The organism is Oceanisphaera submarina, assembly GCF_046521305.1.
Classification (GTDB): Bacteria; Pseudomonadota; Gammaproteobacteria; order Enterobacterales; family Aeromonadaceae; genus Oceanimonas; species Oceanimonas submarina.
In genome coordinates this window covers 1-25,351 of record NZ_JBKGFN010000011.1, presented here as the reverse complement: position 1 = coordinate 25,351, position 25,351 = coordinate 1, and the positions used below count along the sequence as shown (strand labels likewise).

At 58.1% G+C, this 25,351-nt stretch carries 17 protein-coding genes and 1 rRNA gene; 9 read left to right on the top strand and 9 right to left on the bottom strand.

Going from position 1 to position 25,351, the window contains the following annotated elements; genetic code table 11:
- The first annotated feature begins 134 nt into the window (after positions 1 to 134).
- Both uvrA and ACLEIV_RS11490 read left to right on the top strand, forming a co-directional pair.
- Positions 135 to 2,963 carry an excinuclease ABC subunit UvrA gene (gene uvrA, locus ACLEIV_RS11495; RefSeq protein ID WP_410456787.1) on the top strand — a complete coding sequence of 943 codons (2,829 nt, stop codon included), beginning with the start codon at positions 135 to 137 and terminating at the stop codon, positions 2,961 to 2,963.
- A gap of 17 nt (positions 2,964 to 2,980) precedes the next feature.
- Positions 2,981 to 4,732: a PglL family O-oligosaccharyltransferase gene (locus tag ACLEIV_RS11490; protein WP_410456786.1), complete on the top strand. Its 1,752-nt coding sequence runs from the start codon at positions 2,981 to 2,983 to the stop codon at positions 4,730 to 4,732.
- A gap of 190 nt (positions 4,733 to 4,922) precedes the next feature.
- Here the strand turns inward: ACLEIV_RS11490 and ACLEIV_RS11485 are convergent, their stop codons facing one another.
- Positions 4,923 to 5,675: a glutaminyl-peptide cyclotransferase gene (locus ACLEIV_RS11485; RefSeq protein ID WP_410456785.1), complete on the bottom strand. Its 753-nt coding sequence runs from the start codon at positions 5,673 to 5,675 to the stop codon at positions 4,923 to 4,925.
- Between the two features lie 388 nt (positions 5,676 to 6,063).
- Between ACLEIV_RS11485 and ACLEIV_RS11480 the strand changes: the two genes are divergently transcribed.
- Positions 6,064 to 6,459, top strand: coding sequence for a PA2779 family protein (locus tag ACLEIV_RS11480; RefSeq protein ID WP_410456784.1), 396 nt, complete (start codon positions 6,064 to 6,066; stop codon positions 6,457 to 6,459).
- Positions 6,459 to 7,445, top strand: coding sequence for a PA2778 family cysteine peptidase (locus ACLEIV_RS11475; protein ID WP_410456783.1), 987 nt, complete (start codon positions 6,459 to 6,461; stop codon positions 7,443 to 7,445). The genes ACLEIV_RS11480 and ACLEIV_RS11475 overlap by 1 nt, the downstream gene beginning before the upstream one ends.
- Before the next feature lie 145 nt (positions 7,446 to 7,590).
- On the opposite strand, the gene ACLEIV_RS11470 is transcribed toward ACLEIV_RS11475, so the two are convergent.
- Entirely contained in the window at positions 7,591 to 9,297 is a 1,707-nt protein-coding gene (locus ACLEIV_RS11470; protein ID WP_410456782.1) for a chloride channel protein, read from the bottom strand.
- A gap of 160 nt (positions 9,298 to 9,457) precedes the next feature.
- Here ACLEIV_RS11470 and ACLEIV_RS11465 point away from each other — a divergent pair, with 160 nt between their 5' ends.
- From ACLEIV_RS11465 to ACLEIV_RS11455, 3 genes are all read left to right on the top strand, one after another.
- Entirely contained in the window at positions 9,458 to 10,024 is a 567-nt protein-coding gene (locus tag ACLEIV_RS11465; protein WP_410456781.1) for a PhnA domain-containing protein, read from the top strand.
- A 25-nt stretch (positions 10,025 to 10,049) separates the two neighbouring features.
- Positions 10,050 to 10,361 carry a YqfO family protein gene (locus ACLEIV_RS11460; protein WP_410456780.1) on the top strand — a complete coding sequence of 104 codons (312 nt, stop codon included), beginning with the start codon at positions 10,050 to 10,052 and terminating at the stop codon, positions 10,359 to 10,361.
- 61 nt (positions 10,362 to 10,422) lie between these two features.
- Positions 10,423 to 10,899, top strand: a complete 477-nt coding sequence (locus ACLEIV_RS11455) for a methylated-DNA--[protein]-cysteine S-methyltransferase (protein WP_410456779.1) — start codon at positions 10,423 to 10,425, stop codon at positions 10,897 to 10,899.
- A gap of 565 nt (positions 10,900 to 11,464) precedes the next feature.
- On the opposite strand, the gene ACLEIV_RS11450 is transcribed toward ACLEIV_RS11455, so the two are convergent.
- Positions 11,465 to 12,661, bottom strand: a complete 1,197-nt coding sequence (locus ACLEIV_RS11450; RefSeq protein ID WP_410456778.1) for an SPOR domain-containing protein — start codon at positions 12,659 to 12,661, stop codon at positions 11,465 to 11,467.
- A gap of 314 nt (positions 12,662 to 12,975) precedes the next feature.
- Positions 12,976 to 16,656: a methionine synthase gene (gene metH, locus ACLEIV_RS11445; RefSeq protein ID WP_410456777.1), complete on the bottom strand. Its 3,681-nt coding sequence runs from the start codon at positions 16,654 to 16,656 to the stop codon at positions 12,976 to 12,978.
- 243 nt (positions 16,657 to 16,899) lie between these two features.
- Between metH and ACLEIV_RS11440 the strand changes: the two genes are divergently transcribed.
- Positions 16,900 to 18,189 (top strand): cation:proton antiporter, encoded by a 1,290-nt coding sequence (locus tag ACLEIV_RS11440; protein ID WP_410456776.1) that lies wholly within the window; start codon positions 16,900 to 16,902, stop codon positions 18,187 to 18,189.
- 90 nt (positions 18,190 to 18,279) lie between these two features.
- Here the strand turns inward: ACLEIV_RS11440 and metA are convergent, their stop codons facing one another.
- Entirely contained in the window at positions 18,280 to 19,224 is a 945-nt protein-coding gene (gene metA / locus ACLEIV_RS11435) for a homoserine O-succinyltransferase MetA (RefSeq protein ID WP_410456775.1), read from the bottom strand.
- 142 nt (positions 19,225 to 19,366) lie between these two features.
- On the opposite strand from metA, the gene ACLEIV_RS11430 reads away from it, so the two are divergent.
- A complete protein-coding gene (locus ACLEIV_RS11430; protein ID WP_410456774.1) occupies positions 19,367 to 20,545 on the top strand; it encodes a CinA family nicotinamide mononucleotide deamidase-related protein in 1,179 nt (392 codons plus the stop codon).
- A gap of 46 nt (positions 20,546 to 20,591) precedes the next feature.
- Here the strand turns inward: ACLEIV_RS11430 and ACLEIV_RS11425 are convergent, their stop codons facing one another.
- From ACLEIV_RS11425 to rrf, 4 genes are all read right to left on the bottom strand, one after another.
- Positions 20,592 to 21,296, bottom strand: coding sequence for a phosphatase PAP2 family protein (locus tag ACLEIV_RS11425; protein WP_410456773.1), 705 nt, complete (start codon positions 21,294 to 21,296; stop codon positions 20,592 to 20,594).
- 140 nt (positions 21,297 to 21,436) lie between these two features.
- A complete protein-coding gene (locus tag ACLEIV_RS11420) occupies positions 21,437 to 22,789 on the bottom strand; it encodes an 8-oxoguanine deaminase (RefSeq protein WP_410456772.1) in 1,353 nt (450 codons plus the stop codon).
- Positions 22,790 to 22,906: 117 nt separating this feature from the next.
- On the bottom strand, positions 22,907 to 24,346 hold the full coding sequence (locus ACLEIV_RS11415; RefSeq protein ID WP_410456771.1) for a uracil-xanthine permease family protein: 1,440 nt from the start codon (positions 24,344 to 24,346) through the stop codon (positions 22,907 to 22,909).
- A 756-nt stretch (positions 24,347 to 25,102) separates the two neighbouring features.
- Positions 25,103 to 25,217, bottom strand: a 5S ribosomal RNA gene (rrf, locus tag ACLEIV_RS11410).
- Positions 25,218 to 25,351 lie beyond the last annotated feature (134 nt).

The window sequence follows — 25,351 nt, the reverse complement described above, 5'->3', positions numbered from 1 at the left end:
CCGCCATTAACAGGATCAAAAAGAGAGTTAGTCTAGCACGGTGACACTGGCGGATTAATCCTTATTGTCCCTTGGCTGGCTATTCATCCAGTGCCATACTAGCCGGTCGAATTTACACCAAGGTAATGCTGCAGATGGATAAAATCGAAGTTCGCGGGGCCCGGACCCACAACCTGAAAAACATCAGCCTGGACCTGCCTCGGGACAAGCTGATCGTCATCACCGGCCTGTCCGGATCGGGCAAGTCGTCCCTCGCCTTCGATACCCTCTACGCCGAGGGCCAGCGCCGCTACGTGGAGTCGCTTTCTGCCTATGCCCGCCAGTTTCTTTCCCTGATGGAAAAACCGGACGTGGATCATATAGAGGGGTTGTCACCGGCCATCTCCATCGAGCAGAAGTCGACCTCCCACAATCCGCGCTCCACCGTGGGCACCATTACCGAAATATACGACTACCTGCGACTGCTGTTTGCCCGCGTAGGCGAGCCCCGCTGCCCCACCCATTCGCTGCCTCTGACGGCCCAGACCATCAGTCAGATGGTGGACAAGGTCATGGAGCAGCCGGAAGGCACGCGACTGATGCTGCTGGCGCCGGTGGTCCGCAACCGGAAGGGCGAGCACAGCAAACTGCTGGACAACCTGTCCGCCCAGGGCTTTATTCGCGCCCGCATCGACGGCGAGGTCTGCGATCTGTCGGATCCCCCCACGCTGGAGCTGCAGAAAAAACACACCATAGAGGTGGTGGTGGATCGCTTCAAGGTCCGCGAGGATCTGCAACTGCGGCTGGCGGAATCGTTCGAGACGGCGCTGGAGCTGTCCGGTGGCATCGCCTCCGTGGTGTCGATGGACGACGCCGATGATCCCGGTCTGGTGTTTTCCGCCAACTTCGCCTGCCCCCAGTGTGGTTATTCCATTGCCGAACTCGAGCCGCGCATCTTCTCGTTCAACAACCCGGCCGGTGCCTGCGACAGCTGTGACGGCCTGGGCGTACAGCAGATAGTTGACCCCGACAAGGTGATCAGCAACCCGGAACTGAGCCTGTCCGGCGGTGCCATACGCGGCTGGGACAAACGCAGCTATTACTACTATCAGATGCTCAAGTCCCTGGCCGAGCACTATGACTTCGATCTGGAAGTTCCCTACCAGGATTTGCCACAAGCGATACAACAGGCGGTGCTGTACGGCTCCGGCCGCACCAGCATCGAATTCAAGTACATGAATGACCGCGGCGATGTGCTGGTGCGCAAGCATCCGTTTGAAGGCATATTGCACAACATGGAGCGCCGCTACCGGGAAACCGAGTCCAACTCGGTACGGGAAGAGCTGGCCAAGTATCAGAGCCACCGCGCCTGCCCCGGTTGCAGCGGCACCCGCCTGAAAGAAGGGCCGCGCAATGTGTTTGTGGCCGGCCATACCCTGCCCCAGGTTGCCGACATGGCCATCGGCGAGGCCCACACCTTCTTCACCGGCATGGAGCTGACCGGACAGAAGGCACAGATCGCCGACAAGATTTTCAAGGAAATCGTGGCGCGGCTGGGTTTTCTGGTCAATGTCGGACTCAACTACCTGACCCTGTCGCGCAGCGCCGACACCCTGTCCGGCGGCGAGGCCCAGCGCATCCGGCTGGCCAGCCAGATTGGCGCCGGCCTGGTGGGGGTCATGTATGTGCTGGATGAACCCAGCATCGGCCTGCATCAGCGTGACAACGAGCGGCTGCTGTCGACCCTGACCCACCTGCGGGATCTGGGCAACACAGTGATAGTGGTCGAACACGACGAAGACGCCATTCGCGCCGCCGACTATGTGCTGGACATAGGCCCCGGCGCCGGCGTGCACGGCGGCGACATCGTGGCCCAGGGTACCCCGGCCGAGGTGATGGCCAACCAGGACTCGCTTACCGGCGCCTATCTGTCGGGCCGGGAATGCATCGCCATACCGGACCGGCGCACCCCGGTGGGCGAGCACTGGCTGACACTCAAGGGGGCCCGCGGCAACAATCTGCAAGACGTCGAGCTCATGCTGCCGCTGGGGCTGATGACCTGTGTCACCGGTGTATCCGGATCGGGCAAGTCGACACTGATCAACAACACCCTGTTTCCCATCGCCCATCGGGAGCTGAACAAGGCCACCGTCAGCCAGCCCGCGCCTTACGACAGCATCGAGGGCATGGACAAACTGGACAAGGTGGTGGATATCGATCAGAGCCCCATCGGCCGCACCCCCCGTTCCAACCCGGCCACCTATACCGGTATTTTTACCCCGATTCGCGAGCTGTTTGCCGCGACCCACGAAGCCCGCTCCCGGGGTTACAAGCCGGGTCGGTTCTCGTTCAACGTCAAGGGCGGCCGCTGCGAAGCCTGTCAGGGTGATGGCCTGATCAAGGTGGAGATGCACTTCCTGCCCGACGTCTATGTGCCCTGCGATGTATGCAAGAGCAAACGCTACAACCGGGAAACCCTGGAGATTAAATACAAGGGGATGAGCATTCACGAGGTGCTGGACATGACGGTAGAGGAAGCCAGCGACTTCTTCGCGCCGGTACCGGCCATTTCCCGCAAGCTGCAAACCCTGATGGACGTGGGTCTTTCCTACATTCGACTGGGTCAGTCGGCCACCACCCTGTCCGGCGGCGAAGCCCAGCGGGTCAAGCTGGCGAAGGAACTGTCCAAGCGCGACACCGGCCAGACCCTCTATATTCTGGACGAACCCACCACAGGCCTGCATTTTCACGATATTCAGCTGTTGCTGACGGTGCTGCACCGACTGCGTGATCACGGTAATACGGTGGTGATCATCGAGCATAATCTGGACGTGGTCAAAACCGCCGACTGGATCGTCGACATGGGGCCGGAAGGCGGTAGCGGCGGAGGCCAAATCCTGGTTACCGGCACCCCGGAACAGGTCGCGGAGCACAAGGAGTCTCACACGGCCCGCTTTTTACGGCCTATGCTGAAAGGGCGCTAGTCTGCAGGGAAGCAACGATGGCACGGATTTCATTACCCTACCTCTGGTTCTGGTGTTTCGCCGCCTGGTCACTGGGCGGAATGCATTATTTCATGCACAACCCCGGCGGCGCCGGCTTCTATCTGCCGTTCAACATGGTCGGCTGGATTTTTATCTCGCTGATGACCGGCCTGGGACTGTGGCAGATGACCCTCAACCGCAGCGTCAGTTACAGCCGCTTCCACCTCTGGTGCTGGCTGGTACTACTGTTGCTGCTGGTGCCGCTGCTCTATCCCAATCGAGGCTTTGCCGATCATGCCCTGCCACGGCTGGCCGGGCTGGCCGGCGGTTTGCTGTTCTATTTTTCCCTGCTGCAGTGCCGCCTGGACGAGACGGCCCGATATCGACTCCTGTATCTGCTGCTGGCCGCCATCAGCCTGGAAGCCCTGCTCGGCCTGGTGCAGTATTATCTGCTGACGCCCGGCAACTGGATTGGCTACAACACCGAGACCAACCGTCCCTACGGTATCTTTCAGCAACCCAATGTGATGGCCAGTTTCATGGCGACCGGCCTGATGCTGGCCTGTTATCTGGGGCTGGCAGACAAACGCCGCCTTCCGGCCGTCAGACACCTCTGGCTCGGCACCGTGCTGGTGAGCGGCTCCCTGCTGCTGACGGTACTGCAATCCCGGGTCGGCCTGCTCGGTGGCGTGACTGGCCTCTTGCTGTTGCTACCCTGGGCCTGGCAAAAAAAACCGAAATTCTGCCTGTGGGGGTTGGGACTGGTCGGGCTGGGGGTAGCCATCGGGCTTATCTCCATGACCCTGGTCGACAGCGTGCAGCGCGGCGCCGATATCTATACCGAGCCCGGCATCCGCAAACAGATCTGGCTGCAAAGCTTGGCGCTGATTGCCGAGCACCCCTGGTTCGGCGCAGGCTACGGCGATTTCGAGCGCCAGTTCATGGAATTCTACGCCACTCGGCAGGAGCTACACCCCGGCCTGCCCATGATACCGCCCAACCTGGATCATCCCCATAACGAGCTGCTCTACTGGGGCGTGGAAGGCGGCCTGTTGCCGGTGCTGGCCATCATATCGGTGGCACTGGCCTTCGTCTGTTTGCTGATCAGGGCCCCCTGGCGCCACGCGCTGGCGCTGGCCGCGTTAGTCTGGCCCATCGCCCTCCACAGCCAGACCGAATACCCCTTCTATCATTCCCTCGCCCACTGGGTAACCCTGCTGGTGCTGCTGTACTGGATAGACACCCGACTGGAGGCGCCGCACAGCCAGCCATACCGCCCCTGGCTGCTGGCCCGCTTTGCCGCCCTGCTGCTCCCGGCGCTGGTGGTGCCCTTCATGATCACCGGCCTGCAGACCGCCCGGGTGGTCACTCAGTATGAACGAGGCGGCAGCAAGGAGCCGGCGCTGCTGTTGTCGGCCAGCAATCCCCTCGCCTGGCTGACCCGGCTGGAGTTCAACGCCATGTCGCTGCGCCTGGCCGTGGGCTCGGCGCAGCAGAATACCGCAGAGCTGCAGGCCTATGTCGACTGGGGCCGGCAGTTTGTACGCCATACTCCCAGGGCCAACATTTACTACAACATGGCGCTGGCCCTGAACCGGCTGGATCGGCAGCAGGAAGCGGACCAGTTACTGCAACAGGCCCGTTATTTCTATCCGGATGATGCCATGCTGCAGCAGAACAACATCGACAAGGCACTGCAGACCCTGGATCAGGGACGTGGCAGTCCGGCTGGCGACACGGCCATGAGCACATCCTCCGAGGAGTCCTGAGCCCGGCTGCTGAGCCCCGAGTTACCCGCAGTCGGCAACAACAGATGACTCCGCAGCATTAAGGAGGACAAAAGGATCTGCTCCGGCGACATCACAGGGATATGCTTGAAGCGGGTCGGTGGAGCCGGCCCTTTGTCTGCATACAACGCCCGCAACTGAAGAGCAGACGTTCATTTATTCTGAGCTAGCTTCACCGTAACGCCGGCACAAAACGGACCCGAAACATCCTGGGCCAGAACTTGCCGGTCAGGTAAAATTCATCACGCTGCGGATCATGGGCGATGCCGTTAAGTACCGCTTCGGGATCCATCGGCCGACCACTCAAGGCCAGCAGGCGACTGGCGTCGATGTCGGCATCGACGCGCCCGCTGCGTTTGTCGATTCTGACGATGCGGTTCTCCTTCCAGACATTGGCGTAAATGTAACCGTCGACGCAGGCCAGATCGTTAAGCCTGTCCTGGGGCCAGTCCGCTCGCATCACCGTCATGCTGGCCTGCAGGGAAAAATCCACCGGATCACGCCGGTAGAGGCTGGCACTGCCGTCACTCATCCATAGCGCCTCACCATCGAAGCACAGGCCCCAGCCCTCGCCGCCATATTGATGCGCCTGTACCAGCGTCAGCGTATTCAGGTCATATACCAGCGCCAGTCCTTCTCTCCATGTCAGCTGGATCAGCCGGTTACCGACCCGCTCCAGCCCTTCGCCGAAATAAGCCGGATCCAGCGCCAGTTGTTGCAGCACCACTCCGGTTTCCGGATCTACCTTGCGCAGACTGGATCGATCATAGAGGCCTGTGCTTTCGTACAGATACCCATCATGCAGCAGCAGTCCCTGGGTAAAGGCACCGGGCTCATGAGGCAAGGTTGCCACCACCTCCAACCCCCACCGTTCGACGGCATTACCTTCCGCCTGGACAGGCAACCAGCACAACCAGGCAAACAAGAGCCCCCATGCCCATTTTATATCCTCGAAAATAACGCCTCCTTGTAACATCCGGTTGGTGCGGGGCCATAACGCCTCCGCATCTGTGGCGGCGATAGCCCCGAGCGTACAGCCATAAAGCGGCGTTCATGTCTGTTGTTGTCGCAATCCGAATATAGCTCGAATGGGACCAAAGCCTTGTAGGGCACGGGATCCGATGCAAACAAGCCGGTAACGCTGCCCGGGAATAAATGAGATCCCTTGCTATTACCGTGAGTTAAATGAAAATTCAGCGCTAACACTCGGTCTATACTTGTGGCGGAAGATAACATGATTCGGAACCAGCTCTGATGCAAGCACGCTCTGCGCAAATCCATTTCGTCGACCCCACACTTTCAGGAGCATAACAATGATGAGAAGACTCTTTCGAATACTCAACCCCTTACTGATCCTGTCCTTGATGATGGGCACAATGCCACTGGCCGCTCAGGCCCAGCCGAGCCGGCTGGTGTCCACCCAAAGTGCCCTGGATGCGGTGCAAATCGGTGCCGAACGTGAACGTATCGGTAATCTGCTGGCCCGTGCCGACGTGCGTGAACAACTGGTCAAGCATGGTGTTGAATTGAATGAGGTCGAGGCCCGGGTTGCCGCACTGTCGGATCAGGAAGTGCGGCAGATGGCCGAGCAGCTGGATAGCATGCCCGCCGGAGCCAACGGTGTGGTCGGTGCTCTGCTGACCGTCTTCATCATACTGCTGGTCACCGATCTGCTGGGTCTGACTCACGTCTTCCCCTTCACCCGTTAATGGCTTTATTACAATCGATGAAGGCGATCCATCGTCGCCTGCAAAACGCCCGCCTGGCGGGCGTTTTTTCGTTATCGGTGCTGATATTACCAGCGCTGTTGAGTGGTTGCGCCGCTCCCCCCGAACTGTCACCGGAAGCCGAAACCAGACTACCGGCTCAGGCTTATGTCACCGGCGTGCCCTTTCACAGTCAGCGCGACTACCAGTGCGGCCCCGCCTCACTGGCCATGGCGCTCAATGCCAGCGGCGTCGACATCGGCGTAGAGCAACTGATTCCCCAGGTATTCGTGCCCGGACGAGAAGGCAGTGTGCAGCCGGAAATGATGGCCACGGTCCGCCGCCATCAGCGCATCAGCTATCCGCTGGACGGCAGCTTCGATGCACTCCTGACAGAAGTGAACGCAGGGCACCCGGTGGTGGTGCTGCAAAATCTGTCATTACCGCTCTGGCCCATGTGGCATTACGCGGTTGCCATCGGCTACGACCGTGAGCGGGAGCAGCTGATACTGCACAGCGGCGAGCAATCGCGCCAGGTGACCGACATGAGCCGTTTCGACGCCACTTGGGCGCGCAGTGGCCGTTGGGCCATGGTGGCCCTGCCGCCGGGGCAACTGCCTCTGAGCACTACCTCCCAGCTGGCTACCGACAGCATAGCCGCGTTTGAGACCTCGGTCGGTGCCGAGGCCGCCCTGCCCGCCTGGCAGGCACTGGTTGAACGCTGGCCCGAACACGCCATGGGCTGGTTTGCGCTGGGCAATGCACTGCATGCCAGTGGTGACCCTCAGGCGGCGGTCGAAGCGTTCGAGCAGGCTACCGAACAGGATGCAGGGCTGGCAGTCGCCTGGCTTAACCTGGGGCTGACTCAGAAAGGTCTGGGCCAACGGCAGCAGGCCATCGCCAGCCTGCGCCGGGCGGCGGCCCTTCCCGGCCGGTGGCAAGCCCAGGCTGAACAGACACTAACAGAATTAGCGCCACCATCCAGTTAAAGCAACGGCTCAAATTGCCATTACAACCTGTTCATGTTGCGGGGCCCCCGTCCGAGGCAACCGGAGCTGTACGCTGGAGGCACCAACAGGCGACGCCGAAGCATATTCTCCCTTACCCCTCACGATTTCCCCCTTACAACGTACGTTACTGGATGGGGTCATCCGTGGTCAGCATCGTCACCAGCCGACGGCGTGTCACCAGTCCCAGGCCCAGACGACCGATCGGCAGCAGAAATCCCGCGGTCTCTTCCTGCTGCAGCGTCTTGAGTGCCGTCAGCAGGGAGGCATCTTCGGTCAGCTCAATCAGTCTCCGACGCTCACTCAGCAGCGGCGCCAGCAACTGGGCCAGTGTCTGATCTTGCTGCTGCCATGCCAGACAGGCTTCCGCCAACGCCTCTCCCTCGACCAGATAGCAATGTTCTGATTGTCGTACCACCACCCAGGGCAGTTTCTGCTCGAGCAAGGTATTCAGATTCTTATCATTCTGCTCCATATCGAACTCGCTGAAACGGAAACTGGCCAGCTCGGACAGATAACGCTGGGCCAGGGCGGTACGCAGCGGATGGGTCTGCAGCAAGCGCCCCCGCTCCTTGAGCAGGGTCAGTAATAGTGACGGCTGCCGAAAGCCATGCTGGCAGACCAGATTGGCGCTGAGCACCACCGTCATCGCCGGAAACATGGCCTCGGCGCTGAGCGACAGCTCCAGTACCGTGGCCAGCGCCGCCAGGGGCGCATGCAGCACGGCCCCCATCATGGCTGCCATGCCCAGCAAGGCATAGAGGCCGGGCTCGGAGGTGCCCGGGACCAGGGCGCCCGCTACTCCACCGGCACAGACCCCCAGCATCAACATGGGGGCTATCTGGCCCCCTGGTACCCCCAGTCCGATGGCCGCCGCCGTGGCAATCAACTTGGCGCCCAGGATCAGCAACAAGAGCAACCAGGGCAGCTGATTGCTCAGGGTGGCGTTGATGGTGTCATAACCCGAACCGAGAATTTGCGGAACGAACAGCGCCAGCCCCCCGGTAATCAGGCCGGCCAGCAGCAGCCTCAGCGCCCGGCTTTTGAGGGGAAAACGAAGAAAAATCCGGACCAGATAATGAAACAGTACCGCCACCAGCCCCATCCAGAGCCCTGTAAGCAGCAGGCCGGGAATATCGCCATAGCCCGCCAGTGACAATCGGACCGGTTGCAACACCGAATGGGGGCCGAGCAGTGCGCCGCTAAAGGCCGAGGCGCTGATGGCAGCGGCGATAATGGGGGCAAACCCCAACAGACTGTATTCCATCAACACCACTTCCATCGCGAACAGCACCCCGGCCAGAGGCGTGTTGAAAGCGGCGGAAATGGCCGCGGCCGTCCCACAGCCGATCAACAACCGCAACTGACTCGGCGGCCGGTTCGTGTACTGTCCCAACAGGCTGCCGATGCCGGCCCCCATGTGCACCGCCGGCCCTTCGCGGCCGACGCTGTGCCCTGTGCCCAGCGCGATCAGGGCCGCTATAAATTGAAAGGCGGTATTGGCGGCTGGCAACTGTCCCCGCCCGAACTGTAATCGTTCCAGCACATAGGCCAGCCCGACTGTCTGACCCGAGACCGGCGTCACCCGATAAAGCAGGATCAGCAGAAGACTGCCCAGCACCGGCAGTCCCAGTCTCCACCAGGGAGACAAAGATTCGAAATCTTCCAGGTTGGCGCCGTTCAGCCAACCCAGAGTCAGGTTCAGCAAGCTCAGAAAGCTGAACATCACCAGGCCGGACAGGATCCCGATAACACCGCCCATCAACACCAGCGGCAGCAGGCTGTGGGAGGGTCCGGCAAAAAAACGGTGAAACTTGCTGGTTATCGGCTTCATCGGTTATGGCCTCGCTCTGTCGGTACCAGTGTCGACCTGCTTTCCTTTGGAAACACCATATGAAACCTTCAGTCTCCGCCATCCTTCCCATAACCACAACAAATACCCGGTTTTATGCTAGGATCGCGCGATCTTTAATGTCCGTGTCGGAGTCCTCATCATGACCATAGAACAACAATTACAGCAACGCAGCGGCGGCCGTTGCGAGCTGTGCGGCGCCATCGACCAACTGAGCCTGCTGGTTGTGTCCCCAAAAGATGCCGACAGGGCCGCTCACTGCGCCCTGCTGTGCTCTACCTGCCAGGGCGAACTCGAATCACCACAGGAGCACAACCACTGGCGCTGCCTGAACGACAGCATGTGGAGCCAGGAGCCGGCGGTACAGGTACTGGCCTGGCGTACCCTGAAGAAGCTGACCACCGAAGTCTGGGCCCGCGATCTGCTGGACATGATGTACCTGGAGCCGGAGGTACAGCAATGGGCCGAAGCTGGGCTGCCGGGCGAAGATGACGACAGCGTCGCCACCTTCGACAGCAACGGTGCCCGACTGCAGGCCGGCGATTCCGTTACCCTGATCAAGGACCTGGACGTCAAGGGCGCCAACTTTACCGCCAAGCGCGGCACCATGGTCCGGGACATCAGCCTGACCAGCAATCCCGAGCATATCGAAGGCAAGGTCAACGGCGTACAAGTCGTGCTGGTGGCCCGATTCCTGAAAAAAGCTTGAGTCGGAACCACGCCAAGGAGAAGTAATGTACAAGCTGGTATTCTTCGTGCCCGAGTCCCATCTTGAGCCGGTCAAGACGGCGGTGTTCTCCACCGGGGCCGGCAGGATTGGCGACTACGATCAGTGTTGTTTCGAAACCCGGGGCTCGGGTCAGTTCCGGCCCCTGGCCGGTGCGGCTCCCTTTATCGGCGAGGCCGGGGCCCTGGAACGGGTCGAAGAAGTACGGGTCGAGCTGGTGTGCGAAGATCAACTTATCCGCACCGCCGTCAACGCGCTGCGTGCGGCTCACCCGTACGAAGAACCGGCCTTCGATGCCTGGCCGCTGAGCGAATTTTAACACCACCCTTGTAGACAAGGGGATACAATCACAGTATCCCCTTGTCACCTCGGAGTCTGCCATGTCGACACACTGCACCTTGCCAAGCCCACTGGGCTGGCTCTCTATCTCCTCCAACACCGACGCCATCACAGAACTGCGCTTCATCGACGCGACCGATAATACCGATAAAAACATCGAGCCTGCCACCCCCTTGCTGAAATCCGCCTGCCGGCAGTTGACGGAATACTTTGCGGGAACACGTCGCAACTTCGAATTGCCACTGGCCCCCCGCGGCACTCCATTTCAGCACACCGTCTGGCAGGCACTGCAAACCATTCCCCATGGCGAGCACCGCAGCTATAAAGACATAGCCCTGCTTATCGGCAACCCCGGGGCGATGCGTGCCGTCGGGCTGGCCAACGGCCGCAATCCCATCGCCATTATCATTCCCTGCCACAGGGTCATCGGCGCCAGCGGCAAGCTGGTCGGTTATGCCGGAGGGATAGAGCGCAAGTCCTGGCTGCTGCAGCTCGAAGCCGCTCCGGGCAGCGGCTAGCGACAAACACCTGTCGCCGTGTGCGAGATCTCTCAAAGCGCCGGCGGCAGAAGCGCTTTATGATCACGCCATCAACCAGAAAATATAAATTTATTCAAACTTATCAATATCTTAAAATTAATCATAAATTCAGCAATCAAAGCGGTCTCATTTTTTGGCTTGAGCAGAAGCCGTGCTGGGCTACTATGTCTCTCGCAGGAAGCAAGGAGCCGGTCAGGATGACAGGCTGCCAGGACAGGCAAGGAACCCCGCAGGATGCGGCGATGGATACCTCCAGGATGGAGAGAAACGCAGGTCAGGATGACGTGTGGTCAGGATGACTTAAGGACAGCCCGACGGATCGGGAAAGGGAACGCCACAAAGGATAAGGCACGTCAGGGATTGCAGGGAGCAACTCGGTTTACGGATAAGCCAATCAGACGACCCAAGAAGGGGCAACACCATGTTGCCCCTTTTTCTATGCCCGAAATAAAGTGAGGTGTGATATCAATCACACACTCCTTATCATGGAAGAGGCAACAGCGATTGGTATGAACCGTTACCTATCCCCTCGCTCTTCACTCTGTCAGCTGCCGGTCACCTTCACCACCAGACAGTCCATCCCCTGGCGCGTGAGCCGCTGACAGACACTCTTTGCCTGATCCCTGTGCATTCCTACCAATCGGGCCCGGAACAGCTTGCGATTACTGATGTTCACCTCATTGACGGCAACCTGGATGAGCTCGATATTATCCAGCCGACGAGCCGCCTCGGATGCCCGCTCCCGAGCCTGCTCCGATACCCGGAACGAACCAATCTGTACCGCCCAGCCAAAATCGCCGGCAGGCAAAGCCTGTTGTACCGCAGAGGCTTGTTGCACCGGAAAGGTGCGGGACACACGCTGCAGCACCGCCGGTGTTCGCGTGTCCGGCTCCTTCCTGACCACCTGACGCACGGTATCGGTACTGACCAGCAGCTTGCCGGCCGGTGCCGCCCTGCCCGATGCCCTGGCAAGCTGAGCGGCTCGTTCGAAGCCACTATCCAGCAGTTTCGCCATCTGGGCGTCTCGGGACTGGGCCGTATTCCCGCCCATCACCACGCCAATCAGGCGGCGTTCACCCCGCAGAGCCGAGGTGGCCACATTAAAGCCCGATGCCCGGATATAACCGGTTTTCATGCCATCGACTCCCGCATAATTTTTTACCATGCGGTTATGGCTGTGATAGGTCTTGCCCCTGAAACTAAATGAAGGCGTTGAAAAATAATGATAATGCTGAGGAAAGTCCTTCATCAGCCGCAGCGACAGTATCGCCAGATCCCGGGCGGTGGAGGCCTGAGCATTGTCCGGCAGACCGGAAGCATTACGGAAGCTGGTGGCGGTCATCTTCATCGACTTCGCCTTGGCGGTCATCATGCGGGCAAACTCGCTTTCGGTCCCGCCCAGGGCTTCCGCCACCACCACTGCCGCATCATTGGCCGAGCGTACCACCAGCGCCGGAATGGCATCCCGGACCCTCAGCCGATCTCCTTTTTTCAACGATATATTGGTTTGCGGCATGGAGGCGGCATGAGCCGACACCGGCATGGCGGTATCCAACATCATCAGCCTCTTGTCCATGGCCTCGAACAGCATATAGAGCGTCATCATCTTGGTCAGCGACGCCGGATAGCGGGTAGCATCGGCGCTGGATGCATGCAACACCTCACCGGTGTCCGCATCCAGCACTATGGCGGCATAGCGCGGGTTGGCCTGCGCCTGACCCAAGGGGGCCAATAACAGCATGACTGCCAGGAGCAAGCATCCTGTTTTTCCGGTGTGTCTTACAGCAAACATGGAAGGCCCCTCTCAGTCGTGAAATAAAGTCGGCAGAAGCTACGCCATCGTCCGGATCCTGTCCAGACTTTCCAGCTGTCCTGCCGCCGAAAACGCAGTATCAATGCTTGTGTCGCCCTCGGCTATTAATCGCTCTCCGCAACTACAAGCATACACCTCCCACATGAGAGGAGATGCCAATCGGCATCATTTAGCAAGAAGGCGCCGATGGCGCCTTCTTGTCTTGAGGTAAGACTCTTGAATCAAGGGTCATGAACCGGGAATTATGCGCTCAGATTCGGCGCCAGCCATTTTTCGGCTTCTTCTCGTGTCATGCCCTTGCGTGCGGCGTAATCCAGCAGTTGATCCTCCTGTATCTGTGCGATCGCGAAGTAACGGGTATCCGGGTAGGAGAAATAAAAGCCCGACACCGCCGCTCCCGGCCACATGGCGTAGGATTCGGTCAACTGCATGCCAATACGCGACTCCACATCCAGCAACTGCCAGAGGGTACCTTTTTCGGTGTGCTCGGGGCAGGCCGGATAACCGGGTGCAGGGCGGATGCCACTGTATTTTTCCCGGATCAGCTCGTCGTTACTGAGCTGCTCGTCGGCGGCATACCCCCAGTATTCACGCCGCACCAACAGGTGCATGTATTCGGCAAACCCCTCCGCCAGACGGTCGGCCACGGCGCTGGCCATGATGGCGTTGTAGTCGTCTTCAGCCTCTTTATAACGACGAACGATGTCATCTTCACCGATACCGCCGGTGACCGCAAAGCCACCCACGTAGTCTGGCTTGGTGCCCTTGGGCGCCACATAGTCGGCCAGACAGTAGTTGGGAAAGCCGTCTTTCTTCTCGGTCTGTTGACGCAGGAATCGCAGGGTATGCAGCACTTCGGTACGCGACTCGTCGGTGTAGATTTCCACATCGTCTTCGATGCTGTTGGCCGGGAACAGGCCCATGACTCCGGAACAACGCAGCTCACCCTCGGCCTCCAGCTGATCCAGCAAGGCATTGGCATCGGCAAACAGTTTCTTGGCCTCTTCGCCCACCACCTCGTCTTCCAGGATACGCGGATACTTGCCCGCCAGTGACCAGGTCAGGAAGAAGGGCGTCCAGTCGATGTACTCGCGCAACACCGAAATCGGTACTTCATGGAACTCGTGGATACCCGGTCTGGCCGGTACCGGCGGGGTATAGGCCTGCCAGTCGATGGCGACCTTGTTGGCCCGGGCTTCGGCCAGGGTCACCGGCTTGGTACGCGGCTTTTTGCGGGCATGCTGGTCCCTCACCACGTCATATTCCTTGTTCAGGCGGTCGACGAAAGCAGACTTGTTTTCGGCGCTCAGCAGGGTTTGTACCACCCCCACGGCGCGGGAGGCGTTGGACACATAGACCACCGGCTCGTCGTAGTTCTGTTCTATCTTGACCGCCGTATGCGCCTTGGAGGTGGTGGCACCACCGATCAACAGCGGTATGGTGAAGCCCTGGCGCTGCATTTCCTTGGCTACATGCACCATTTCATCCAGCGAGGGGGTGATCAGGCCGGACAACCCTATCATGTCGGCATTGGTTTCCCGCGCCGTCTTCAGGATCTGCTCGCAGGACACCATGACCCCCAGATCCACCACCTCGAAGTTGTTGCACTGCAATACCACGCCGACGATATTCTTGCCGATGTCGTGTACATCGCCCTTTACCGTGGCCATGACGATCTTGCCGTTGGTCTGGCCGACTTCTTTGCTGGCCTCGATAAAGGGGTTCAGATACGCCACCGCCCGCTTCATCACCCGGGCCGACTTGACCACCTGGGGCAGGAACATCTTGCCCTCGCCGAACAAGTCGCCGACCACGTTCATGCCGTCCATCAGCGGACCTTCAATCACGTCCAGCGGGCGCACCGCCTGCGCCCGGGACTCTTCGGTATCTTCTTCGATAAAGTCGGTCAGCCCCTTGACCAGCGAATGCGCCAACCGCTCGTTTACCGGCCAGCTGCGCCATTCCAGATCGCGGGGATCCGCCGACTGGGCACCGCTGCCACGATAACGCTCGGCGATCTCGAGCAGCGCCTCGGTGGCGCCGTCGTTCTCGTTGAGCACCACCGCGATGACTTTTTCCTTCAGCTCGGGCTCTATGTCTTCGTAAATCGCCAGCTGACCGGCATTGACGATGCCCATGTCCATGCCGTTCTTGATCGCATGGTAGAGGAAAACCGCATGAATGGCCTCACGCACCACATCGTTGCCGCGAAACGAAAAGGATACGTTGGATACGCCCCCGGAGATCATGGCATGAGGCAGGTTATCCTTGATGTCCTTGACCGCTTCGATGAAGTCGACCGCATAGTTGTTGTGCTCTTCGATGCCGGTAGCAACCGCAAAAATGTTGGGATCGAAGATGATGTCTTCCGGCGGAAAGCCGACCTGATCCACCAGAATACGATAAGCCCGTTGACAGATTTCGAACTTGCGCTCACGGGTATCGGCCTGTCCCACTTCGTCGAATGCCATCACGATAACGGCGGCGCCGTAGCGACGCACCAGCCTGGCCTGTTCGATAAAGTTGGCCTCGCCTTCCTTCATGGAAATCGAGTTGACGATGCCCTTACCCTGAATACATTTCAGGCCGGCCTCGATAACTTCCCACTTGGAGGAGTCGATCATGATCGGCACCCGGGAAATATCCGGTTCGCCGGCAATCAGGTTGAGGAAGCGGGTCATACAGGCCACCGCGTCCAGCATGCCTTCATCCATGTTGATGTCGATGATCTGGGCGCCGCTTTCTACCTGCTGCAGCGCCACTTCCAGCGCCTCGTCGTATTTTTCTTCCTTGATCAACCGCTTGAATCTGGCCGAGCCGGTCACGTTGGTCCGCTCACCGACGTTGACGAACATGCTCTCGGCCGTGATCTGTACCGGCTCCAGGCCTGACAGACGACAGGCCACCGGCAGCTCCGGTAATACGCGGGGCTTGATCCCCGCCACCGCCTCGGCCATGGCGCGAATGTGTTCGGGGGTGGAACCACAGCAGCCGCCCACCAGGTTGAGGAAACCGCTTTCGGCCCACTCGCGAATATGCTCGGCCATTTCGTCCGCTTCCAGATCGTATTCACCGAAGGCGTTAGGCAGACCGGCATTGGGGTGGGCTGAGACATAGGTTTCGCTGATACGGGACAGCTCGGACACGTACTGACGTAATTCATCGGGCCCCAGGGCGCAGTTCAGGCCGAAGGAAATGGGGTTGGCATGGCGTAGCGAATGATAGAAGGCTTCGGTCGTCTGCCCCGTCAGGGTACGGCCCGAGGCATCGGTAATGGTGCCGGAGATCATCACCGGCAGCCGTATGTTCTGCCGTTCGAACAGGCCTTCGATGGCAAACACCGCCGCCTTGGCGTTGAGGGTATCGAAGATGGTTTCGATCATCAGCACATCGGCACCGCCGTCGATCAGCGCCTCGGTCGACTCGGTATAGGCCTCCACCAACTGATCGAAGGTAACATTACGATAACCCGCATCGTTCACATCCGGCGAAATGGACGCGGTTCTGTTGGTCGGGCCCAGCACCCCGGCGACGAAGCGTGGCTTGTGCGGCTCTTTCGCGGTCCACTCATCGGCCACCCGGCGTGCCAGCCGGGCCGCTTCCCGGTTGATCTCTGCCGCCAGAGATTCCATCTGATAATCCGCCATGGCGATGTTGGTGGCGTTAAAGGTATTGGTTTCGATGATATCGGCGCCGGCGGCGAAATAATCGCTGTGGATCCCGGCGATGATCTCGGGCTGGGTCAACACCAGCAGGTCGTTGTTACCTTTCAAGTCCGATGGCCAGTCGGCGAAACGCTCGCCCCTGTAGGCCGCCTCGTCCAGTCGATGTGACTGGATCATGGTGCCCATGCCCCCATCGATAATCAAAATACGTTCGGCGAGAGCCTGTTCGAGCTGGGAAAAAACGGGGGATCTGGACACTGATAACTCCTGTTACAACTTGATTCCTGAAAGCAACATCCATGCTACCACAAAATATGAAACTGGAAATCCAGCCATCTACAAGGCTGACTCATGGAAAGGGTCGTATAGCCGGTAAAAATGCGTAAATTAACCGCATTTTCACTAGTGAAAACCCGTGCTGTTAGGGCACACTATGCACCACCGGCAAAGACCGGCCAACCCAGCTTGCAAATAAAATAAAATCTCTACGGAAGTGCCTTTATGAGCGTCTATTACACCCTGTGTATTCTGGCGGCGATGGCTATTACCATCGCTTTCGTCAATCAATACATAATGAAAATCCAGACTACCATCGCCATTACCTTCGGCGCCCTGCTTATCTCCATCCTGATGCTGATCCTCGGTAAAACGACCTGGCCCGAGCTGCAATTGCATGCCATTGCCACCCTCGAGACCGTCGACTTCGGCGAGTTTCTGCTGCAGGGTATTCTCGGCTTCCTGCTGTTTGCGGGCGGACTGGGCATCAACCTGCCGGCACTGAAGAGTCAGAAATGGGAGATTTCGGTATTGGTGCTCATCGGCGTGCTGATCTCAACGCTGGTGGTGGCTGCCGGCTTGTGGCTGCTGGCCTATGTGGCCGCCATTCCCCTGCCGTTTATCTACTGCCTGCTGTTCGGGGCGCTGATTTCCCCCACCGATCCCATCGCCGTGCTGGCCATCGTCAAGAAGCTGGGTGCCCCCGAACAAATCGCCATCCAGATTGAAGGCGAGTCGCTGTTCAACGATGGTATCGGCCTGGTCATCTTCCTGACCATTTTTGCGGTGGCCTTCAACGGTAATGAAGCAACCTTCGGCTCCGTGCTGACGCTGTTCACCCACGAAGCCATCGGCGGCATAGTATTCGGCGCCCTGTTGGGCCTGATGTCTCACCTGATGATCAGCGCCACCGACGACGGCTCCATGGAGCTGTTGATGACCCTGTGCATTCCCACCGCCGGCTTTGCCCTGGCCAATATACTGGGCGTCTCCGGCGCTCTGGCCATGGTGGTAGCGGGAATCATGATCGGCAACTGGACCCGCTACACCGGTTTCTCCGAACAGAGTTCGAAATACCTGGATCAATTCTGGCATTTGCTGGACGAGTTTCTGAACGCCCTGCTGTTCCTGCTGATTGGCCTGGCCATGTTGCTGGTGCAGTTCCACTGGCAGGCCTGGATCCTGGTGCTGTGCGGTATTCCACTGGTGCTGGCCGGTCGTTTCGTCAGCGTCGCCCTACCCTATGTCGGCTTCCGCCGTTTCCGCAGCTACAACAGGTATTCGGTACGAATCCTGACCTGGGGCGGTCTGCGTGGCGGTCTGTCACTGGCGATGGCGCTGTCTATCCCCACCGGTATCAAGCTTGGCACCGACGGCCAGGTTGAACTGCGGGATCTGATCCTGATGATGACCTACGCCATAGTGCTGTTTTCCATCATAGTACAGGGCATGACCATCACCCCCATGATCAACAAGGCCAAGGCGGCAGAAAAGGCCGGCTTTCCCATTGAATGATACCGTGATGGGTGAGGCGTAAAGCGTGAGGGGGAGAACCGGGTTTGAGGCTTTACTTCGCTCCTCACCATTTGTTGCCCCTCATCGCATTTAGCCTCGGGTAAGCGACTCGCCGGTGGCGCTCAGGGTACGCAGATCATACGGGGTCAGCTGGTAAACGTGATAGTTCAGCCAGTTGGCAAACAACAGGTGACCATGGCTGCGCCAGGTGGCCCGGGGGGAGTTGTCGGCATTGTTTCCGGGATAATAGTTCTCCGGCATCTGCGGCGCCATACCCACGTCCAGATCCCTCTTGTATTCCGTATGCAACGTATCCGCATCGTATTCCGGGTGGCCGGTGACGAACACCTGCCGTCCGTCCGGACTGGCCGCCAGATACACGCCCGCCTTTTCCGACGCCGCCAGTATTTTCAGATCCGTCTTTTGCCGGATAAGATCGACCGAAAAATCCGCATAGCGGGAATGAGGTGCCAGAAACACATCGTCGAAGCCGCGTACCAGTGGTTCGTACTGGGCCATATTCTGGTGCTCATAAACGCCAGACAGTTTTTCCAGCCGGGTTCGCTTGTCCAGCCCGTACAGGATCTTCAGGCCGGCCTGGGCCGCCCAGCACAAAAACAGGGTCGAGGTAACGTGGCTTTTGGACCACGCCACTATCTGCTCTATCTTGTCCCAATACACCACATCGCAGAAATCGGTCAACCCCAGGGGGGCACCGGTAATGATCAAGCCATCATAAAACTGATCCTGAACCTGCTCGAAATCATGATAGAAATGCTCCAGATGCGACTGGGGCGTATTTTTCGAAGGTCTGTCGTCAATACGCAGCAGGTCCACGCCAATCTGCAGCGGCGAGTTGGACAGCATACGCAACAGCTGATTTTCGGTTTCAATTTTCTTCGGCATCAGATTTAGCAGCAGCACCCGCATCGGGCGGATTTCCTGATTGACCGCCCGGGTCTCCGTCATCACGAAGATATTTTCCTGAGTCAGGACATTGGCCGCTGGCAGGCGATCCGGAATTCTGATGGGCATTTGCTCACTCCATGTACAGCATCGGTAAGAAAGTCTAGACATCTAGAAATCTACAACAAAGCGGCGGGTCTTGTCATCCCCGACGTGTGCCGCAGGCCGAAGATACGTTAAAATCCCGATAACGCACCTCGAGGATAAGAATATGGAAGCTGTGATTGAACTGGTGAGTACCGGTGATGAAGTTCTGACCGGCCTGATAACGGATACCAACGCCGGCTGGCTGTCGCAGCGATTACTGGAGCAGGGTTGGCAGGTTCGACGTCGCTTCACTATCGGCGATGACAAGGCAGATCTGGTCGAGCTGTTCGAACAACGCAGCCATCAGGCCGATCTGGTGATCGTCAACGGAGGGCTTGGCCCCACTTCGGACGACATCAGTGCCGAAGCCATGGCCGAGGCTGCCGGCGTTCCCCTCGAACTGAATTCGCACTGGCTCGAGGTAATGCAGCAGAAATACAGCAGCCGCAATCGCACCATGCCCCAGAGCAACAGCAAACAGGCCATGCTGCCGCAAGGCGCCGAGCTGGTGGACAACCCGGTAGGCACCGCCTGCGGTTTTGCCATCAAACTCAACCGTGCAACCTTTTTCTTTACTCCTGGTGTACCGTCCGAGCTGAAGAAAATGATGGACGATGAGATACTGCCGCGGCTGCGGCGTCAGCTCGGACAGAATGGCTACAGTCAGGTGCGTCGTTTCTTTCTGTTCGGTCTGTCCGAGTCCGGGTTAAGCGACCGACTCGATCATCAGCAATGGCCGGCCGGCATTACCCTCGGCTACAGAGCAAATTCGCCGACCATAGAGCTGAAGTTGATTATCGAAACCGAAGATGCGGCCGACATTACCGCCGCCGAAGCACAGCTGCTGGCGGAAGTGGGTACTCATCTGGTGGCCCGGGACGAGATGAATTTTACCGCCAGCCTGGGCCCCCTGTTATTGAACAAGGATCTGACCATCTTCGAGGACGCCAGCGGCGGCCGCCTGACCGATACCATCAGCACCATTACCCGTGAGTTTGAAGGCCATTATGTAGCGGGACTGCCGGACAGCGCCGAAGATCTCGCCCACTGGCTGACGCGCTCGGTCCGCCCGCTGACCCTGGCCATTGGTGCCGAAGGCCCGCAAGGCATTCCTATTGCCTTGCTTTCCACTCAAGGCTGTCAGATACAAACCCTGCAAATGCACTTTCGTGATCCCCTCAATCGACGCCGGCTGCTGGCCTTTGCCGCCTTCGATATGCTGCGCCGCCACCTGCTCGGTGAAACCCTGATGGTGGATTACGATATATTGCCCTGTAGCGAGCGCTTCACACTGTCGGCATAAAGCTGTCAGCATAAAGACAAGGGCGGCCCATGACCGCCCTTCCTGCTTAACCTTGCAGCCGCCATCTCAACAACAGCTTTTCGATCGGCGTGAGCATCACCTCGGTCAGCCGATACGCCAGTGGCGTATGAAACAACCAGGCCCCGGTGATCAGCGCCAGGGGAATGGAGCCACAGATGAAATCGGTAAACCAGTGGGCTCCCGACATCACCCGCGGCATGGCCAGGGCCAGCACCAATGGCACCACCGCATAAAGATAGCGACGGGGAAAACGATAACAGGCGAACAGCAGGAAGGTGGCGAAACCGATACCGTGATCACTGGGGAAAGAATCACCGGATGCATCCTTGGCCTTGATATCGGGTACCAGCACGCTGACTCGTGCCGCCTGTTCATGGACCAGGGTGGGGCTCGGTCGCTCTATCGGCAACGCCTTGCCGACCGCCGCCTGCAAGGAAAAACACGCCGCCATCAATAATAGCAGGCACCCTATTCTGGCTCTCTCTCGCCCCGTCAGCTGCCAGGCATGGCGAAACACAAACCCCGCCATCAGCACCGCGACGGCAGCATCAATCCAGCGCTGATTGACGAAGGCCACCAACTCGGCAAAGCCGGATACCGTCACCAGCCGTCCGTTAAGCCACCAGAACACCACTTCATCCAGCTCCTGCCAGTACCCCAGCAGCCAGGAAAAAAACAACAAGAAAGCCAGCACATGCAGTGCGGCCCAGCCCTTGAGATCCCATCGCATATTATTATCTTTGATATTGAAAAGATGGGCTCTGTTTATACCAGACAGGCTAAAAAATTCCAGATGGATTCAGCAATCAGAAATGAAAAAGGGTGCCCCTTGGCACCCTTTTATTATCACATCCGGTTATCACACCCGTTTCATTTTCCAACAGCAAGCTGTGCGGCCAGCTCTCGCTGCCTCGCCTTGAGCGCCTCTACATCCAGACCACAAACGGCGCCATCGGTCACCCGCCAGCGCCCGGCCACCATCATCCGATCCGCCCGATGAGCACCGCACAGAACCAGCGCCGCCAGCGGATCTCCGGCACCGGCAAACTGGATATCATCCAGCCGGAAAAAGGCCAGATCCGCCTGCTTGCCGACGGCAATGTCACCGATATCATCACGCCCCAGACAAGCGGCAGAGCCGTGAGTAGCCCAGTCCAGCACTTTCTGATGGGTGATCTTTTGAGCTCCGTAACGCAACCGTTGCAACAACAGGGCCTGTCGGACTTCGGTAATCATGTTGGAACCGTCGTTGGAGGCGGAGCCATCCACTCCGATACCAATAGGACAACCCGCAGCTTCCAAGTCCAGAGTCGGGCACTGACCCGAGGCCAGCAGCATATTGGAAGAAGGACAGTGGGCTATACCCACCCCCGCCTGCCCCAGCCGCCCGATTTCCTGGTCATTGAAGTGAATACCATGAGCCAGCCAGACCCGGTTGCTGAGCCAGCCAACCGATTCCAGATAATCCACCGGACGCATGCCAAACATCTTCTGGCAGAAGGCGGTTTCATCGTGGGTTTCCGCCAAATGGGTATGGAGCTGAACCTGGTGCTGTTCTGCCAGCTCGGCGGACATCTTCATCAGATCGGAACTGACCGAAAACGGTGAACAGGGAGCCAGCGCAACCCGCACCATGGCACCTTCGGAACTGTCATGATGACGAAGGATCAGTCGTTCGCTATCGGCAATGATAACGTCTTCGCGCTGCACCGTAGACTGGGGCGGCAAGCCACCCTGCTCCTGACCCAGGCTCATGGAGCCGCGGGTAAGGTGAACCCGAACGCCGAGTCGCTGTGCCTGCTCCACCTGAATATCGATGGCACCTTCAAGGCCCTGAGGAAACAGATAGTGATGGTCACTGGCGGTACTGCACCCCGACAACAGTAACTCGGCCAGAGCAATCTGGGTCGAGACTTCCACCATTTCTGGCTGCAACCTGGCCCACACAGGGTACAGAGACGTCAGCCATGAAAACAGCTCCTTGTTCAGTGCCACTGGATGGGCCCGGGTCAGGGTCTGGTAAAAGTGGTGATGGGCATTGATAAGCCCTGGCAGCAATACATGCTGACTGGCGTCAAAAACCTCATCTACCGGTACCGAGGGTGATTGCCCCGAGGCCAGCAATTCGGTAATCCGATTACCGGTAATTACCAGACCACCGGCATAGGCGGGGTTCAGAGTAGCGAGGGGTTGTTTTATCCAGAGTGTATTGGGGTTTTGCATCAGACTTTCGACTCCTTTTAAACAGGAAAGCAGGCATCACCCGGATGTAGGAAACCCTGACACACAATCCGGGAAGGTGTGCCAGGGGGTGGGCCGTCTCAGGCCATTGCTGAGTAGTTAAGTGTTACCCACTTCAGCTACTTTTTTTTTTGCTGCATCATCTTCGCCGTCAGTGACCACCGCCTTTGCTTCAGCATCCTCCGGGATATGAGTCTCCGGCAGAATAAGGCTCAGCGTGATGGCCGTGATGGCGCCCATGGCAACAGGTGACTTCAGAATATTCTCCAGCATATCGGGCAGCGCCTGCAGCACGTTAGGCACGGTTGATACACCAATACCCATACCGACCGAAATCGCCACTATCATCATGTTGCGACGATCCAGGTTGGCCTGAGACAGTACGCGAATACCGGCTACCGCCACGGTACCAAACATAATCAGGGTAGCGCCACCCAGTACCGGCTTGGGCATCTGCTGCAACACACCACCGATAACGGGGAACAGCCCCATAATGAACAGAATGGCAGCAACATAGATACCAACGTAACGACTGGCCACACCGGTCAGGGCGATAACGCCGTTGTTCTGACTGAAGGTGGTGGATGGCATGCTGTTGAAGGTAGCCGCAATCATGGAGTTAACGCCATCACCCAGTACGCCACCACGAATACGATTCATGTATATAGGACCCGAGACCGGCTCGCGAGAAATAGTCGAGTTGGCGGTCAGGTCACCGGTGGTTTCCATGGCGCTCACGCAGAACAGAATCGCCAGAGGAATGAAGGCGGCCAGGTCAAATTGGAAACCGAACTTGAATGGAATCGGAACAGATACCAACGGCAGGCTGCCCAGATGAGAGAAGTCCAGACGGCCCATGAAGAAGGCCACGACCATCCCCAGCGTCAGACCGATAACTACGGCAGCCAGACGGATCATAGGGTTCTTGGAGCGATTCAGCAGAATAACGCTGACCAGCACGATTCCGGCCAGTAGCAGGTTATCGAGTGCACCGAAGTTCTCGGCACCGAAACCACCGCCGATATCGGTCATCGCCACCTTTATCAGTGGAATACCGATAAGAATGATGATGGTGCCGGTAACAACCGGGGTAATGATTTTCTGCAGCTTGTGAATCACTCGGCTCAAGAAAATTTCGATAAAGGCAGCACAGAAGCTGACACCAAAGATAGTCGCCAGTATGTCTTCCGGTGTCCCCCCCTTGCCTTTGACTATCATGCCGGCTGACAGAACCGCCGTCAGGAAAGCAAAACTGGTTCCTTGCAGACACAACATGCCGGCACCAATGGAACCGATACGACGACACTGAATGAAGGTACCAACGCCAGATACCATGAGCGCCATACTGATCAGGTAAGGTACATGAGAGCCCAGTCCCAGTACACCACCGACGATCAGAGTCGGAGTAATCACCCCAACAAGACTGGCCAGAACATGCTGTAAGGCAGCAAAAGAAGAAGGCCAGAAGCCCGGTTTATCATGCAGTGAATAGAGTAGATCGTGATTCACGCTTTGTTCTGTTTTTACATCCTGGGTCATAACAGATCCCTTTGTTAATTGTTACCAGTGCGCAGGCATACTCTGACTGCTGTTTGTTATTGGCCAACCCTGTAAGACGTTTGACTCTGCCTTGATTACTCCACTATTACTCCACCGGAAAGCGTAGGCTAAGTGAGGAGACAACAAGATAATACCGTAAAAAAAACACAAGTGTTACCTCAATGTAACTTTGTTGTATACAAAAAATCATGTATGTGATCTATATCTTCATACCACCACGAAAAAAACTGTTATAAAGCACTTGGTATCAATATGTTAGAGCGGAAATAAAGATGATCGTTACAAGTTGATGACTCGAGTCCCTTCGCCGACGAGACCGGGTTGATTTGGTAATACTGTAACCAACCCCAGTAATGATTGACCATGACCAGAGGCAACACAATCGCCTCCCTCGAGGCGCTACGGGATAGGACACTCGTTGTTTCAGCCTACCGCGAGCATTCACCGGATGTTTGCAGCGGCTGAAACGGTGAGTGTCACTCGCCTGCAGCGGGTTGTCGGCCGGCCCCTGATCCGATGAGCACGCCGGGCGAGCTTGATGTTCTGCCGGAAGCGGAAAGCAAAAAGCCCGACACCTTAGTGTCGGGCTGGTTAATTGGGTGCAGGGCCTGGCTCATCCGCTCACAGAGCCCGGCTCGCCAAGCACTAAAGACGCGCCGCTGTTGCCGTGTGCAAGGGTATGAATTACAAACGTAAAAAAGCCCGACTCTTTCGAGTCGGGCTTTTTAATTGGGTGCCTGGCAGTGACCTACTTTCACATGGCAGCTGCCACACTATCATCGGCGCGGCTGCGTTTCACTGCTGAGTTCGGCATGGGATCAGGTGGGACCACAGCGCTATCGCCGCCAGGCATAAACTGGTGTTTGTCAGCCATGGCTAACAAACCCTGGAAAGCTGTTTTTCTCTGAAATAATCTCTACGTAGCCCTGACTCGCAAGGTCTCACACTTCTTGGGTGTTGTATGGTTAAGCCACACGGGTCATT

Coding starts and splice junctions, on each gene's coding strand:
- ACLEIV_RS11420 (WP_410456772.1), bottom strand. CDS start 22,789: ATGCAAAACCCCAATACACTCTGGATAAAACAACCCCTCGCTACTCTG.
- ACLEIV_RS11430 (WP_410456774.1), top strand. CDS start 19,367: ATGGAAGCTGTGATTGAACTGGTGAGTACCGGTGATGAAGTTCTGACC.
- ACLEIV_RS11460 (WP_410456780.1), top strand. CDS start 10,050: ATGTACAAGCTGGTATTCTTCGTGCCCGAGTCCCATCTTGAGCCGGTC.
- ACLEIV_RS11475 (WP_410456783.1), top strand. CDS start 6,459: ATGGCTTTATTACAATCGATGAAGGCGATCCATCGTCGCCTGCAAAAC.
- ACLEIV_RS11480 (WP_410456784.1), top strand. CDS start 6,064: ATGATGAGAAGACTCTTTCGAATACTCAACCCCTTACTGATCCTGTCC.
- ACLEIV_RS11490 (WP_410456786.1), top strand. CDS start 2,981: ATGGCACGGATTTCATTACCCTACCTCTGGTTCTGGTGTTTCGCCGCC.
- ACLEIV_RS11425 (WP_410456773.1), bottom strand. CDS start 21,296: ATGCGATGGGATCTCAAGGGCTGGGCCGCACTGCATGTGCTGGCTTTC.
- ACLEIV_RS11440 (WP_410456776.1), top strand. CDS start 16,900: ATGAGCGTCTATTACACCCTGTGTATTCTGGCGGCGATGGCTATTACC.
- ACLEIV_RS11465 (WP_410456781.1), top strand. CDS start 9,458: ATGACCATAGAACAACAATTACAGCAACGCAGCGGCGGCCGTTGCGAG.
- ACLEIV_RS11470 (WP_410456782.1), bottom strand. CDS start 9,297: ATGAAGCCGATAACCAGCAAGTTTCACCGTTTTTTTGCCGGACCCTCC.
- ACLEIV_RS11415 (WP_410456771.1), bottom strand. CDS start 24,346: ATGACCCAGGATGTAAAAACAGAACAAAGCGTGAATCACGATCTACTC.
- uvrA (WP_410456787.1), top strand. CDS start 135: ATGGATAAAATCGAAGTTCGCGGGGCCCGGACCCACAACCTGAAAAAC.
- ACLEIV_RS11450 (WP_410456778.1), bottom strand. CDS start 12,661: ATGCTGTTATTGGCCCCCTTGGGTCAGGCGCAGGCCAACCCGCGCTAT.
- metA (WP_410456775.1), bottom strand. CDS start 19,224: ATGCCCATCAGAATTCCGGATCGCCTGCCAGCGGCCAATGTCCTGACT.
- ACLEIV_RS11455 (WP_410456779.1), top strand. CDS start 10,423: ATGTCGACACACTGCACCTTGCCAAGCCCACTGGGCTGGCTCTCTATC.